This window comes from Micromonospora sp. NPDC049047, assembly GCF_040649135.1.
In the GTDB taxonomy this organism is placed as follows: domain Bacteria; phylum Actinomycetota; class Actinomycetes; order Mycobacteriales; family Micromonosporaceae; genus Micromonospora.
Genome location: NZ_JBEZEY010000039.1, coordinates 1 through 13,761 on the forward strand (window position 1 = coordinate 1; position 13,761 = coordinate 13,761).

Below are 13,761 nucleotides of genomic sequence, written 5' to 3' on the forward strand. Positions count from 1 at the left end.
CGCCGCCATCTGGCACAACCGCAACACCGGCCAACCCATCACCCGATCCCTGATCGCCTATGACCACTAACCAGGGTTAGGACTTACTCGTCTAGGGGATGTCGCGGCTCCCGGGCTCGGACTGGCCCGGGACCAGCAACGCCACCAGCTCGACGTGCTGGGTCATCGGGAACAGGTCGAACCCGCGCAGCGCCGCCAGCCGCCAACCCAGCTCGGTGAAGGTGCGGACGTCCCGGGCGAACGCCGCCGGGTCGCAGGCCACGTACGCGACAGCTCGCGGGCCGGCGGCGACGACGTCCCGCACCACCTGGGCGCCCGCGCCGGCGCGCGGCGGGTCGAGCACCACCACGTCGACCGGGCCGGTGATCCGTCGGCGGGTCAGCGCGGTCTCCACCCGGGCGGCGACCACCTCGATCTGGGGCAGGTCAGCCAGGTTGGCGCGGGCCGCGTCCACCCCGTCCCGGCTCGATTCGACAAGGGTGATCCGGGCGTCGCCGACCCGGCTGGCGAGGGCCGCGGCGAACAGCCCGGCGCCGCCGTAGAGGTCCCAGGCGGTCTCCCCCGGGCGGGGGTCGAGCAGGTCCAGCACCGCCGCACCGAGGGTGTCCGCCGCGGCCGGGTGCACCTGCCAGAACCCGGACGCGGGCAGCGTCCAGTCCCGGCCGGCGGCCACCTCGCGGACCTCGGCCGGGCCGCTCACCGGGGTGGGCACCCCGTCGCGGATCTCCGTGACGGTCACGTCCCCGCCGGTGCTGGCGACGGTCTCCACCGCCTCGGCGGCCGGCCAGCGCTCGGTGAGCACCGGCAGTTGCTGGATGTCCGGGTGGGCGATCCGGCAGCGGTCGATCGGCACGACCTCGTGCGAGCGGTGCTTGAGCAGGCCGGCCCGGTTCGCGGCGTCCACCGCGTAGCGCACCCGGGAACGCCAGCCGAGCAGCCCGCCGGGCAGCGCCTCGACCCGGACGCCGAGCTTGTCCAGCTCGGCGTCGGTGAGCCCACCCAGGCGGATCAACTGTTCGCGTACCACGGCGGTCTTCCAGGCCAGTTGCGCCTGCGGGGCGACGTGCTGCAGGTCGCAGCCGCCGCACGCACCCGGCTTCGCGTACGGGCAGGGCGGCTCGACCCGGTCCGGCGAGGCGTCCAGCACTGTCACCGCGTCGGCCCGGACGAACCCCCGGTGCACCTCGGTGACCTCGGCGACCACCCGTTCGCCGGGCAGCGCGTGCCGGACGAAGACCACCTGCCCGTCCACCCGTGCCACGCAGTGCCCGCCGGGGGCGACCGTGTCGACTGTCAGTTCGACCCGTTCCGCCTCGGCCAGACCCCGCTCGGGCACCGACAGCACCGACGACGAAGACGAAGACGACGACACGGACGACGAAGACGACGGCACCGACGGCGAGGACGACGACGGTGTGGGGGTCGCGGGCCGGCGCCCGCCGGGCTCAGTCACGGCCGGTCCCGGCCGGGCCGCCGTCGGTCGGTCGACTCTCCGGCGCCGGGGCGGAGGCGACCGGCAGACCCTCCGGCGGCAGGGCGCCTCGCGGCCCGCGCGCCGGGGTCCGGGACAATGTCGCGTCCAGCCGGTCCAGGTTCTTGCTCGCCGTCGAGGCGAGCTGCCACGGCACGCTCACCACCATCACCCCCGGTTCGAAGAGCAGCCGGCCCTTGAGGCGCAGGGCGCTCTGGTTGTGCAGCAGGTTCTCCCACCAGCGGCCCACCACGTACTCCGGGATGAAGACGGTGACCACGTCCCGGGGCGACTTACGGCGGGTGGACGCCACGAAGTCCAGGATCGGCCGGGTGATCTCCCGGTACGGTGAGTCGATCACCGTGAGCGGAATGGCCATCTCCCGCCGCTCCCAGTCGGCCTGCAGGTCCCTGGTGTCCTGGTCGTCAACGTTGACGGTCACCGCGGTGAGCGTGTCCGGCCGGGTGGCGCGGGCGTAGGCGATGGCCCGCAGCGTCGGCTGGTGCAGTTTGCTGACCAGCACGATCGCGTGGTTGCGGGCGGGCAGCACGGCCCGGCCCTCGTCCGGTGGGGTCAGCTCGGCCGCCACCCGGTCGTAGTGTCGGCGGATGGCGAGCATCAGCAGGTAGATCACCGCCATCGCGGCGATCGCGATCCAGGCGCCGAGCAGGAACTTGGTGATCAGCACGATCACCAGCACCGTGCCGGTCAGGCCCGCGCCGAACGTGTTGATGGCCCGGGAGCGGTGCATCCGGTGCCGCGCCTCCGGGTCCCGCTCGGTCCGCAGGCGCCGGTTCCAGTGCCGGATCATGCCGGCCTGGGAGACCGTGAACGAGACGAAGACCCCGACGATGTAGAGCTGGATGAGCCGGGTCACCTCGGCCTGGAAGCCGACGATCAGCACGATCGCGAACAGGGCCAGGAAGGTGATCCCGTTGGAGAAGGCCAGCCGGTCGCCCCGGGTGTGGAACTGGCGGGGCAGGTAGCGGTCCTGGGCGAGGATCGAGCCGAGCACCGGGAAGCCGTTGAACGCGGTGTTCGCGGCCAGGAAGAGGATGAGCGCGGTCATCCCGGCCACCACGTAGAGCAGGATCGAGCCGGAGCCGAAGACGGTCTCGCCGAGCTGGGTGGTGACCGTCTTCTGCACGTAGCCGTCGGGGCCGGCGACGATCTGGAGCCCCGGGTCCTCGACGAACTGCAGGTGGGTCAGCCGGGCCAGCCAGATGATCCCGACCAGCATGCTCACCGAGATGGCGCCGAGCAGCAGCAGGGTGGTGGCGGCGTTGCGGCTCTTCGGGGCCTTGAACGCCGGCACGCCGTTGGAGATCGCCTCGACGCCGGTGAGCGCTGCGGCACCCGAGCTGAACGTGCGCAGCAGCAGGAAGACCAGCGCGAACCCGGTCACACTGTGCTCGGCCTGAATGACCAGGTCGGCGCTCGGCGCCCGCAGGTCGTCGCCGAGCACGAAGACCCGGAACAGCCCGGTGAGCAGCATCCCGCCCATCACGATGACGAAGCCGTAGGTGGGGATGGCGAACGCGGTGCCGGACTCCCGCAGGCCGCGCAGGTTGACAGCGGTCAACAGGACGACCGCGAGCACCGCGATCATGACCTTGTGGGTGGCCACGAACGGCACCACCGAGCCGAGGTTGGCCACCCCGGACGAGACCGACACCGCCACCGTGAGCACGTAGTCGACGAGCAGCGCGCTCGCCACCCCGACCCCGAACTTTGGACCCAGGTTGACAGTGGCCACCTCGTAGTCGCCGCCGCCGGAGGGGTAGGCGTACACGTTCTGCCGGTAGCTCGCGACCACGGTGAGCATCACCACGACCACCGCGAGGGCGATCCACGGGGAGAAGAAGGACGCCGAGGTGCCGGCGATGCTCAGGGTCAGCAGGATCTCGTCGGGCGCGTACGCGACGCTGGACAGGGCGTCGGACGCGAACACGGGCAGCGCGATGCGCTTCGGCAGGAGGGTGTGCTGGAGTCGGTCGGACCGGAACGGCCGACCGAGGAGAAGCCGCTTCAGCAGCGAGGTGGGACTGGCCACGAACGCCAAGAGTACGACCACCACAGTGGGAGCGCGGGGGTGGGCGAGCGTGGCCGCCGGACACGACGGGGTACGGTCGATCCCCGCTTCGCGCCGGGACGTGGCAGGCTCGCACTCGTCAGGCCACCGGCAGCCGCAGTGGTACGCACCTTGGGAGGGACAGCGTGCACGTCGTGATCATGGGGTGTGGCCGGGTCGGGTCGACCCTCGCCCACAGCCTGGAATCCCGGGGGCACTCGGTAGCGGTGATCGATCAGGACGCCGACGCCTTCCGCAGACTCGGCCCCGACTTCGCCGGCATCACGGTGACCGGGGCCGGCTTCGACGGTGAGGTGCTGCGCCAGGCCGGCATCGAACGCGCGGACGCCTTCGCGGCGGTCTCGAGCGGCGACAACTCCAACATCATCTCGGCCCGGCTGGCCCGCGAGACGTTCGGCGTGTCCCGGGTCGCCGCCCGCATCTACGACCAGCGCCGGGCGCAGGTCTACGAGCGGCTGGGCATCCCCACCGTGGCCACCGTGCGTTGGACGGCCGACCGGATGCTGCGGCATCTGGTGCCGGAGGGCAACGTGGAGATCTTCCGCGACCCGACGAGCACCGTGTCGATCGTCGAGGTGCCGGTGCACAAGGACTGGATCGGTCGCCCGGTACGCGCGCTTGAGGAGGCCGTCGGCGCGCGGGTGGCCTATCTGATCCGCTTCGGTATCGGCACGCTGGCCACCGGCTCTACCGTCGTGCAGGAGGGTGACCAGGTGTTCATGCTGGTCAGCGATGACATCGTGGCGACTGTCACGTCGGTGGCGGCGACGCCGCCGGAAGGGGGGCACTGAGCCATGCGGGTCGCCATCGCGGGCGCGGGCAACGTGGGCCGATCGATCGCCCAGGAGCTGATCGAGAACGGCCACCAGGTGATGCTCATCGAACGTCAACCCAAGATGCTGCGCCCGGACCGGGTGCCGGCCGCCGAGTGGGTGCTCGCCGACGCGTGCGAGCTGACCAGCCTGGAGGAGGCGAACGTCGCCGGGTGCGACGTGGTGGTCGCGGCGACCGGCGACGACAAGACCAACCTGGTGCTGTCGCTGCTCGCCAAGACCGAGTTCGCGGTGCCCCGGGTGGTCGCCCGGGTCAACCGGGCCGAGAACGAGTGGCTGTTCACCGAGCAGTGGGGCGTGGACGTCGCGGTGAGCAAGCCGCGGGTGATGGCCGCACTTGTCGAGGAGGCGGTCACCGTCGGCGACCTGGTCCGGCTGATGACCTTCCGGCAGGGCGAGGCGAACCTGGTCGAGATCACCCTGCCACCGACCGCGCCCTATGTCGGTGAGCCGATCCACGCCGTGCCGCTGCCCCGCGACTCCGCGCTGGTGGCGATTCTGCGCGGCAAGCGGGTCCTGGTGCCCAGCCCGGACGATCCGATCGAGGCCGGCGACGAGTTGATCTTCGTCTGCACCGCCGAGGTGGAGGACCAGGTCCGCGCGGTGATCCTCGGGCCGGACAGCGTCGAGCGGACCCGCGGTTCACGCTGAGCGGGCGGCCTGGGTCGCCGGGCCCTCGCTCAGGCGCCGGGCAGCGGGGTCGGCTGCGGCTCCCGGGTGACCCGGCGCACCGTCCAGACCGTGATCAGCAGCAGCAGCGCGTACGGCGGGTAGCCCAGCGCCAGCCGGGCCACGCCCAGCGCGGTGTCCTGGTGGGCCAGGTAGAGCCCGGCCTGCACGCCCACCTTGGCCAGCCACACCACGCCCCAGAGCACGGTCAGTTGGGTGAAGGTCCGCACCAACTTCGGGTCGTTGCGCCATTCCGAGCGGCCCTTGGCGACCAGCACCGACCAGATCCAGCCCACCAGCGGCTGCCGGATGACCGCCGAGAGCAGCAGAGCGATGCCGTACCCGATGCCGTAGAGGATGCCGGGCAGGTAGAAGTCGCGCTCGTTGCCGGTGCGCCAGGCGATGGCGGCGCCGATGCCCACGCCGAACAGGCCGTTCACCGCGTGCCGGATCGGCCGGCGCTGGGCCAGCCGCAACCCGGCGATCAGCAGCGCCACCGCGACCGAGGCGATCACCGCCGGTCGCAGCTCGCCGATGACGTTCGCGAGCACGAAGACGACCACCGGGATGCTGGACTCGACCAACCCCCGCCAGCCGCCGAGCTGATCGGCCATCTGCTCGGCGATCGTCGGCAGCGGCTCCTCGTCCGGCGGGCCGGTCTCCGGCTGTGCCGCCCGGTGCTGTCCCGTCGTCATCGCCGGCCTTCCGTCCGCAGCGCCGTCACTTCGGCGAGTCCAGCTCGTAGTAGGGGTTGTAGATGACCTTGCGGTCGTCGCGCATCGCCACCCGGCCCCGCGCGGTCAGATGCCGACCCGGCTCGATCCCGGCGATGTGCCGTCGACCCAACCAGACGAGCGTGACCACGTCGCTGCCGTCGTACAGGTCCGCTTCCAGGGTGGGCAGGTTGGTGCGCGGCGTGTAGACCACGGTGCGCAGCCGACCGGCGACCGAGACCAGTTGGCCCCGCGAGCACTGCTGGGCGGGGATCCCGCCGCACTGGGCGCTCTCCCGACGCAGCTCCTGCGCGTCGATCTCGGCCTCGCTGGCGGTGAACCGCTGCAGGATGCGCCGCAGCGACACCCGGCCCTCGTCGGTCGTCATGACCTCCGTGTCACCCTCTCCACGCTTGCCGTTCCCGGGCGGCCCCGGCTGCGCCGGAACCGTGCCGCCAGCGTACGCCGACGGAACTGGTTCCGGCGGGCCGGTGCGCGCGGGTCAGACCTGGCGCGGCTCGGCGGCGGCGTCGCCCGCCGTGGCCTCGGCCTGGTCGGAGACCTCCCGGGGCAGCCGCAGCGGCAGCGGCTCGCGGACCGGCTTCGCCTCCTGGCCGCGGTCGACCACCAGGCCGTCCAGGCACTCGACGAGCGGCCCGGCCGCGGCCGGGTCGATGGCCACCGGCCCCTGGAACACGCCGCGGACCATCCAGCGCGGCCCGTCGACACCGACGAACCGCAGATTCGTCGGGCCGTCCGGGGTGGGCACCTGGGCGTGCAGCTCCGGGCCGTACTCGCCGTCGACCTCCTGCGCGCTCGCCCCATCGCGGAGCAGCGACTGGTGGATCTCCTCGCGCACCTCGGCCCAGATCCCCTCGGACCGGGGGGCGGCGAAGACACCCAGCTGCAGCGCGTTGTCGCCACACACCAGCACGACCTGCTGGATCACGCCCTGCGGGTCGGCCTGCACCCGCACCTCGACCTCGTCGATCGCCGGGATGTGCAGGCTGCCCAGATCGAGCCGCGGCACGTCGGCGTAGCTCTCGGAGATGTCGTACGGACCGCGCACCAGCGTCGGCGCCACATCGCCCTGGTCCGGGACCTCGACGGCTCGCTCGTCACGGGTGTGCCGTTCGGCATCGGCCCGCTTTCGGGAGAAGATCACTGCGCCCGCCCTCCGCTGTTCACACTCACCCTGCCACCTCTTCCGTCTGCCCGCGGCCCGGCTCGTCTGGCCGCGACTCGGCCCGGTCCTGGCCCGCCGGAGACGGCACCAGCCCGGCGTGACCACCTGTGGACCCGTGCCCGCCGGTCCCGCGCCGGGACGCGGACAGCTCGACCACCGGCTCGAACCTCGCCCGCGCGACCCGCTGGACCACGAGCTGTGCGATCCGGTCGCCGCGGGAGATCTTCGCCGGTGTGTCCCGATCATGGTTGATCAGGTTGACCAGGATCTCACCCCGGTAGCCGGCGTCGACCGTACCGGGCGCGTTGAGCACCGTCACGCCGAGCCTGGCCGCCAGACCGGACCGGGGATGGACCAGGCCCACGTACCCCTCCGGCAGCGCGATGGCCACGCCGGTGGGCACCAGGGCACGACCGCCGGGCGGCAGCTCCACGTCCGCGGCCGCCACCAGGTCGGCCCCGGCGTCGCCGGGATGGGCGTACGTGGGCAACGGCAGCTCGGTGTCGAGCAGCTGCACGGGCACGGGTACGACTTCGGTCACGGGTCCCCTCTTCCGTCCGGTTCGCGGGCTGACCCTGCCATCCTGCCGGTTCGCCGAGCCGTCGTGCGCCGTACCCTCGCAGGAGTGAGCATGTCGCCCTCTCCGTCCGCCGACCAGCCGCCGGTCGACGCCCACCCGGCGTACGCCGAACGGCTGGACCTGCCCTGGTGGCTGTGGCTGGCCGGGCTGGTGGCCGCCGCGCTGCTGGCCGTCGAGATCTGGATGGGCGCCGCCGGCGTCCGCGCCTGGCTGCCGTTCGCCGTCCTGCTCCCGCTCACCGCCCTCGGGTTGTGGTGGCTGGGCCGGATCCGGGTCGGGGTCGTCGACTCCGAGCTGCGGGTCGACGACGCCCGCCTGCCGGTCCGCTTCGTGGCCGACGTGGTCCCGCTGGACGCCGCCGGTCGCCGTGAGGTGCTGGGCGTCGGCGCTGACCCGCTCGCCTTCGTCGTGCAGCGGCCGTGGATCGGCGGGGCCGTGCAGGTGGTGCTCGACGATCCGGCCGATCCGACGCCGTTCTGGGTGGTGAGCACGCGGCATCCGGTCGAGCTGGCCGAGGCGGTGCTGACCGCGCGGGACGCGCTTGCGGTTTCCGGACCGGCGGCCGACGAGCCCCGCTGATCCGATGCCCCGGCCCGCTCAGGTGCCGGTCGGCGGGCCTGGCAGGGCCTGCGGGGGCGCGGGCCGGGCAATGCCCCGCCGACGCAGGTCCCCCTGAAGCTGTTCGGCCATCTGCTGGGTGGCCCGCCGGTTGAGGAAGCTGGCCACCGCGGCGCCGGTCAGGAGCGGCCCGAGCGTGGTGAGGTTGCGACCGAAACGCCGCAGCAGCATGTCCCGCAGCTCCTTGCGGGCGGCGGTGCCGAGCACCGCGCCCACCCCCACCCCGGGCACCATCGGATTGACCCCGCGTTGGGTGGCCCAGGAGTGCACCAGGGCGACGGCCCGTTGGCTGCCCCCGTCCGGTAGCGCGACACCGTGCAGCTCGTGCAGCTCACCGACGAGCTTCAGCTCCACCGCCACCACGGCGACGGTCTCGGCGGCGAGCAGTACCGGCGCGGAGAGCAGGGTCGGGGCGACCGTCCACTCGACGGCGGCGACTCCGCCACCGGCCGCGCCGATCGCGGCGGTGGTCCGCGACGCGTTGCGGACCAGCCGGTCGGCCAGGGCGGCGTCGTCCAGGCCGGGGAAGTGCTGGCGCAGGGTGTCCAGGCTTCGCACCGGAACGTGCGGGGCGATGTCCGCGACCGCGTCGACCATCCAGCGCACCGCGGCACGGGGCTTGAACAGGTCGGACACGCCCCGGGCACGCGCCTGCCCGACCATGCGGGTCAGCAGTTGACGGCGGCGGGCCGGCGCGATGTCGTCAGCGGTCAACGCCGCGACGGTGGCGCCGAGGTCGTCGGTGGCGCCGACGTTGCCGGAGCCACCGTTGGCGGCACCGGGGTTGTCAGTGCCGCCGTCGGTGGTGCCGCCTCGATCGCTCATCGGACCTCCCGGTGCTGTGGCTACCCGCTACGAGTCAAGCAGGTACCCACCACGGCCGCATGCCTACACCGGCAGCGGCGGCCCCGTTCAGGAGGCCGCCGCTGGTGTCGTGGTTCTCAGACGCACTCGCGGCAGATCAACTCGCCGTTACGCTCGACCGCCAGCTGGCTACGGTGGTGGACCAGGAAGCAGCGGGCGCACCGGAACTCGTCCTGCTGCATCGGAAGCACCTTGACCGTGAGCTCCTCGTCGGCCAGATCGGCACCGGGCAGCTCGAAGCTCTCGGCCACCTCGGCCTCGTCGACGTCCACCGCGCCCGACTGTGAGTCGACGCGCCGTGCCTTGAGCTCTTCCAGGCTGTCCTCGCCGAGGTCGACCTCGTCGCGACGCGGGGCGTCGTAGTCGGTGGCCATCGGTTTCACTCTCCCATATCGATGTTGTCGCTTCCGGTTGTAACGCCGGACGACGCTGTTTCGGTTCCGCTGGCCGGCCACCACTTGTGTCGGGCACCCGACCCGAGGACCGAACGGGTCGAGCTCGCTGGGGCGACTCCCCTGCGAGCGCGGAACCTTACCCCCCCTTGGGCGAGGCATGTATACCGCCCTTGCGGCTGAGATGTACGCCCCCGCACGCGAAGTTGTTCCCAATGTGATTCAGGCGACACGAAGATAGGGGTATTAGTACCCGGTCCGCGGTCGGCGCGCCGGCATGTCGGGCTGTTTCCACGCGACGGCCGGACAACCGTTAACCTCAGCGGCGTATTCGACGGCCGGCGGCTCGAGCGATCGATCATGGCCGTCACCACCCACTTGAAGTCCGGGGAGTGCCCTGATGAGTTTTGCGCGCGTGCGAGCACTCGTCGTCGTCGGCCTGCTGGCGGTCATCGCCCTGGTCTTCGTCGTCTTGGCCGTGGTCCGCGACACCCAGGGCAACGCGGGCACCGCGGCGGGTTGCCCGGAGGGCTGGCCGCTTGCGGATCTGACCCTGCGCGAGCGCAAGGACGTCAAGATCAACGTATTCAACGCCACGGACCGGCCCGGTCTCGCCCACACCGTGAGCGACGAGTTCCGCAACCGCCAGTTCCAGGTCACCAAGACCGGCGACGAGAAGAAGCAGGTCGACGACGTCGCGGTGCTGCGCTACGGCCCGAAGGGCGTCGGTTCCGCACACCTGCTCCAGGCGTACTTCCTCAACAACGCCGTGCCGGGCTACGACCCGAAGCGCGCCGACGACACCGTGGACGTGGTGCTGGGCAACAACTTCCAGCAGCTCGCCACCACCACCGAGGTCAACCAGTCGCTCGGCGACTCGGGTCCGCCGGAGGCTCCCAAGGGCTCGTGCCCGTCCCCGGCCGCCAAGTGATGGCGTAACCACGCCACCCGCCGTCCGGTCGACCGCTCAGGGTCCGCCGGCGGCGTCCAGCTCGGCGAGCCGGTCATGCAGCTGCGGAAACAGCGCGGGCGGGGCCGCGACCACCAGGTCCGGTCCCGGCGCCCGACCGGCCAGGCCGGCGACCCGCACCCCCGCCTCGGCGGCCACCAGCCCACCCGCCGCCAGGTCCCAGGCCGCGAGGCCCTTCTCGAAGTACGCGTCGAGCCGGCCCTCCGCGACCAGGCACAGGTCCAGCGCGGCGGCGCCCAGCCGGCGGATGTCCCGGACGTGTGCGATCAGCCCGGCCACCACCTGGGCCTGGTGCGCCCGACGACGGGCGTCGTAGCCGAAGCCGGTGCCGACCAGCGCCTGCCCCAGGTCCACCTCGGCGGAGCAGCGCAGCCGGACGCCGTCGCGCCAGGCGCCACCCCCGGCCGTCGCCGTCCACTCCTCGCCGGTGCTCACGTTGCGCACCACGCCGGCGACCACCACCCCGTCCACCTCGGCGGCGAGCGACACCGCGCTGTACGGCAGCCCGTAGAGGTAGTTGACGGTGCCGTCGATCGGGTCGACGATCCACCGCACCCCGCCCGGCGCGACCGGCCCGGTGTCCCCGGTGCCGTACTCCTCGCCGAGCACCGCGTCGTCCGGCCGCGTCCGCTTCAGCGCGTCGAGCACCTGCCGTTCGACCGCCCGGTCGGCGGCGGTGACCACGTCGGTGACAGTGCTCTTGGTCGCGGCCACGGACACCCCCTCGACCCGCATCCGGTACGCGGTGGCCGCCGCGTCCCGCGCCACGTCGAGCGCGATCGCCAAAAGATCCCGAGGTGACGGTGCCGAACCCTGCATCCCAACGTCCCCTTCCCGCACGAGCGGGGTGTTCCGGGCCACCCGCGGGTATCATCCTTACAAAGTCCAGATCAGCGCCGAATCAGCGGTCCCACAGTCGTCACGCAGTGCGGCGCAGGATGATCGCCGCAGACGGCGTTACAATTCACCCCTGCCCACGCGCCACGGACCGCCGAACACCGGCCGGCCCGGGACGCGAGGGTCCCTCAACCACATCGCCCGGCCCGGTTGCCCCACGCTGTGCCGGACGACCCGGCCGTGCCCGCTCTTCGCCTCCGGAAGGTCATTCGTGACAGAACCCCGCCAGACCGGCGCCGACGTTCGCTCGCTCACCGACACCCTGATCGCCCACGCGCAGAGCGCCGGTGGTCAGCTGACGTCGGCCCAGCTCGCGCGCACCGTCGAGTCCGCCGAGGTGACTCCGGCCCAGGCCAAGAAGATTCTGCGGGCGCTCTCCGAGGCGGGAGTGACCGTAGTGGTGGACGGCTCGGCGAGCACCCGCCGCCGGGTCGCCGCGGCCCGGTCCACCACGCCGGCGTCCCGGGCCACCACCGCCAAGACCACCAAGAAGGCCGCCGCGCCGGCCCCCAAGCAGGCGCCGGCCGCCGACGACGCGCCGTCGACGCCGGCACCGCGCAAGGTGGCCGCCCGCAAGGCCACCGGCAGCTCCGCCGAGGCCGCCGCGACGGCTCCGGCGAAGGCGGCCAAGTCGACCCGGCCCACCAAGACGACGGTGGCCGCCGCCGGCGCCAAGCCGACGAAGGCCGCCGGCAAGGCCAAGGGCGAGGGCGCCGACGGCGAGATCGACCCGGAGGAGCTAGCCGCCGCGATCGAGGACGTGGTGGTCGAGGAGCCGGCCGAGCTGGCCCAGGCCGCCGAGACCGACGCCGCCGCCTCGGCGACCGACAACGACTTCGAGTGGGACGACGAGGAGTCCGAGGCGCTCAAGCAGGCCCGGCGGGACGCCGAGCTGACCGCCTCGGCCGACTCGGTCCGCGCGTACCTGAAGCAGATCGGCAAGGTTCCGCTGCTCAACGCCGAGCAGGAGGTGGAGCTGGCCAAGCGGATCGAGGCCGGGCTCTACGCCGCCGAGCGGCTGCGCGCCGCCGACGAGGGCGAGGAGAAGCTCGTCCGGGACATGGTCCGTGACCTGGGCTGGATCTCCCGCGACGGCGAGCGGGCCAAGAACCACCTCCTGGAGGCGAACCTCCGACTGGTGGTGTCGCTGGCCAAGCGGTACACGGGTCGTGGAATGGCCTTCCTCGACCTGATCCAGGAGGGCAACCTCGGCCTGATCCGCGCGGTGGAGAAGTTCGACTACACCAAGGGCTACAAGTTCTCCACGTACGCCACCTGGTGGATCCGGCAGGCGATCACCCGCGCGATGGCCGACCAGGCCCGCACCATCCGCATCCCGGTGCACATGGTCGAGGTCATCAACAAGCTCGGCCGCATCCAGCGCGAGCTGCTCCAGGATCTGGGTCGCGAGCCCACTCCGGAGGAGCTGGCCAAGGAGATGGACATCACACCCGAGAAGGTGCTGGAGATCCAGCAGTACGCTCGGGAGCCCATCTCGCTGGACCAGACCATCGGTGACGAGGGCGACAGCCAGCTCGGTGACTTCATCGAGGATTCCGAGGCAGTGGTCGCTGTCGACGCGGTCTCGTTCTCGCTCCTGCAGGACCAGCTCCAGCAGGTGTTGCAGACGCTTTCCGAGCGTGAGGCGGGTGTGGTGCGCCTGCGCTTCGGCCTGACCGACGGTCAGCCGCGGACGCTCGACGAGATCGGCCAGGTCTACGGGGTGACCCGGGAGCGGATCCGGCAGATCGAGTCCAAGACGATGTCCAAGCTGCGTCACCCGTCCCGGTCGCAGGTCCTCCGGGATTACCTGGACTGAGCCGGTTTCGTCAACTGGACGTGTCGTTTTGATCACCTGGTGTGCAACACCAGATGGTGATCGTCCGGATGCACGAATGTGATCGTTGACGTGGCACCCTGGGTTCACGGCACACTGTCCCTGCCATGTGTGACCTCGGTCCCCCGCGGGCACACAGGGAAGGCAGTGCCCGGCAAGGGTGTTGCACGATAGGTGAGCAACGACCGAAGAGATTGTTCATCGGTGACGACCAGAGGAGGAAGGCGATGAACTCGACCCTCACGCCGCCGCCCGAGACGGTGGTTCCCCCAGCCGCCGATGAACGGTGCGACCGCTGCAATGCTGCCGGCAAGCTCCGGATCACTCTGGCGGGTGGGAGCGAGCTGGTGTTCTGCGGGCACCACGCGAACAAGTACGCGGAGGATCTCGTGAAGATCACCGAGCGGTTCGCAACGGAGCCCGATTTCAGCTGGCGTGGCGCCGATCTGATGGCGAACTAGATCCGCTAACCGACATAGCCGGCCGGAGGCACCCCGAGGGTGTCTCCGGTCGGCTTTTTCCTGCCCAGTTTCCGGACGCCCGGCGCCCCACGCCCCACGCCCCACGCCCCACGCCCCACGCCCCACGCCCCACGCCCCACGCCCCACGCCCCACGCCCCACGCCCCACGCCCCACGCC

General features: G+C 71.9%; 15 protein-coding genes. 6 read left to right on the plus strand and 9 right to left on the minus strand.

Annotation, left to right across the window (positions count from 1 at the left end; genetic code table 11):
- Positions 1-91: 91 nt before the first annotated feature.
- Both AB0B86_RS33090 and AB0B86_RS33095 read right to left on the minus strand, forming a co-directional pair.
- On the minus strand, positions 92-1,336 hold the full coding sequence (locus tag AB0B86_RS33090; protein WP_357412141.1) for a TRAM domain-containing protein: 1,245 nt from the start codon (positions 1,334-1,336) through the stop codon (positions 92-94).
- Between the two features lie 109 nt (positions 1,337-1,445).
- Complete coding sequence (locus AB0B86_RS33095; protein ID WP_357420548.1) at positions 1,446-3,524, minus strand: APC family permease; 2,079 nt, start codon at positions 3,522-3,524, stop codon at positions 1,446-1,448.
- Positions 3,525-3,688: 164 nt separating this feature from the next.
- Between AB0B86_RS33095 and AB0B86_RS33100 the strand changes: the two genes are divergently transcribed.
- Complete coding sequence (locus tag AB0B86_RS33100) at positions 3,689-4,354, plus strand: TrkA family potassium uptake protein (protein WP_357412145.1); 666 nt, start codon at positions 3,689-3,691, stop codon at positions 4,352-4,354.
- 3 nt (positions 4,355-4,357) lie between these two features.
- Positions 4,358-5,047: a TrkA family potassium uptake protein gene (locus tag AB0B86_RS33105; RefSeq protein WP_357412147.1), complete on the plus strand. Its 690-nt coding sequence runs from the start codon at positions 4,358-4,360 to the stop codon at positions 5,045-5,047.
- Between the two features lie 29 nt (positions 5,048-5,076).
- Here AB0B86_RS33105 and AB0B86_RS33110 read toward each other — a convergent pair whose 3' ends face one another.
- From AB0B86_RS33110 to dut, 4 genes are all read right to left on the minus strand, one after another.
- Entirely contained in the window at positions 5,077-5,760 is a 684-nt protein-coding gene (locus tag AB0B86_RS33110) for a DUF3159 domain-containing protein (protein ID WP_357412149.1), read from the minus strand.
- 25 nt (positions 5,761-5,785) lie between these two features.
- A complete protein-coding gene (locus AB0B86_RS33115; protein WP_357412151.1) occupies positions 5,786-6,166 on the minus strand; it encodes an OB-fold nucleic acid binding domain-containing protein in 381 nt (126 codons plus the stop codon).
- Between the two features lie 114 nt (positions 6,167-6,280).
- Positions 6,281-6,943 carry a DUF3710 domain-containing protein gene (locus AB0B86_RS33120; RefSeq protein ID WP_357412152.1) on the minus strand — a complete coding sequence of 221 codons (663 nt, stop codon included), beginning with the start codon at positions 6,941-6,943 and terminating at the stop codon, positions 6,281-6,283.
- 25 nt (positions 6,944-6,968) lie between these two features.
- Entirely contained in the window at positions 6,969-7,505 is a 537-nt protein-coding gene (gene dut / locus AB0B86_RS33125; RefSeq protein WP_357412154.1) for a dUTP diphosphatase, read from the minus strand.
- A gap of 90 nt (positions 7,506-7,595) precedes the next feature.
- Here dut and AB0B86_RS33130 point away from each other — a divergent pair, with 90 nt between their 5' ends.
- Entirely contained in the window at positions 7,596-8,123 is a 528-nt protein-coding gene (locus tag AB0B86_RS33130) for a DUF3093 domain-containing protein (protein ID WP_357420551.1), read from the plus strand.
- An 18-nt stretch (positions 8,124-8,141) separates the two neighbouring features.
- Here the strand turns inward: AB0B86_RS33130 and AB0B86_RS33135 are convergent, their stop codons facing one another.
- Positions 8,142-8,987, minus strand: a complete 846-nt coding sequence (locus AB0B86_RS33135) for a hypothetical protein (RefSeq protein ID WP_357420553.1) — start codon at positions 8,985-8,987, stop codon at positions 8,142-8,144.
- Positions 8,988-9,103: 116 nt separating this feature from the next.
- Positions 9,104-9,400 carry a DUF4193 domain-containing protein gene (locus AB0B86_RS33140; RefSeq protein WP_007075406.1) on the minus strand — a complete coding sequence of 99 codons (297 nt, stop codon included), beginning with the start codon at positions 9,398-9,400 and terminating at the stop codon, positions 9,104-9,106.
- Positions 9,401-9,833: 433 nt separating this feature from the next.
- On the opposite strand from AB0B86_RS33140, the gene AB0B86_RS33145 reads away from it, so the two are divergent.
- The gene (locus tag AB0B86_RS33145; RefSeq protein WP_357412232.1) at positions 9,834-10,349 is read left to right on the plus strand and encodes a LytR C-terminal domain-containing protein; all 516 of its coding nucleotides are present in this window, start codon (positions 9,834-9,836) and stop codon (positions 10,347-10,349) included.
- A gap of 36 nt (positions 10,350-10,385) precedes the next feature.
- On the opposite strand, the gene AB0B86_RS33150 is transcribed toward AB0B86_RS33145, so the two are convergent.
- Positions 10,386-11,207, minus strand: a complete 822-nt coding sequence (locus tag AB0B86_RS33150; protein WP_357412160.1) for an inositol monophosphatase family protein — start codon at positions 11,205-11,207, stop codon at positions 10,386-10,388.
- Positions 11,208-11,496: 289 nt separating this feature from the next.
- Here AB0B86_RS33150 and AB0B86_RS33155 point away from each other — a divergent pair, with 289 nt between their 5' ends.
- Positions 11,497-13,104, plus strand: a complete 1,608-nt coding sequence (locus AB0B86_RS33155; protein WP_357412162.1) for an RNA polymerase sigma factor — start codon at positions 11,497-11,499, stop codon at positions 13,102-13,104.
- 245 nt (positions 13,105-13,349) lie between these two features.
- Complete coding sequence (locus tag AB0B86_RS33160) at positions 13,350-13,583, plus strand: hypothetical protein (protein ID WP_234587953.1); 234 nt, start codon at positions 13,350-13,352, stop codon at positions 13,581-13,583.
- The last annotated feature ends 178 nt before the right edge of the window (positions 13,584-13,761 follow it).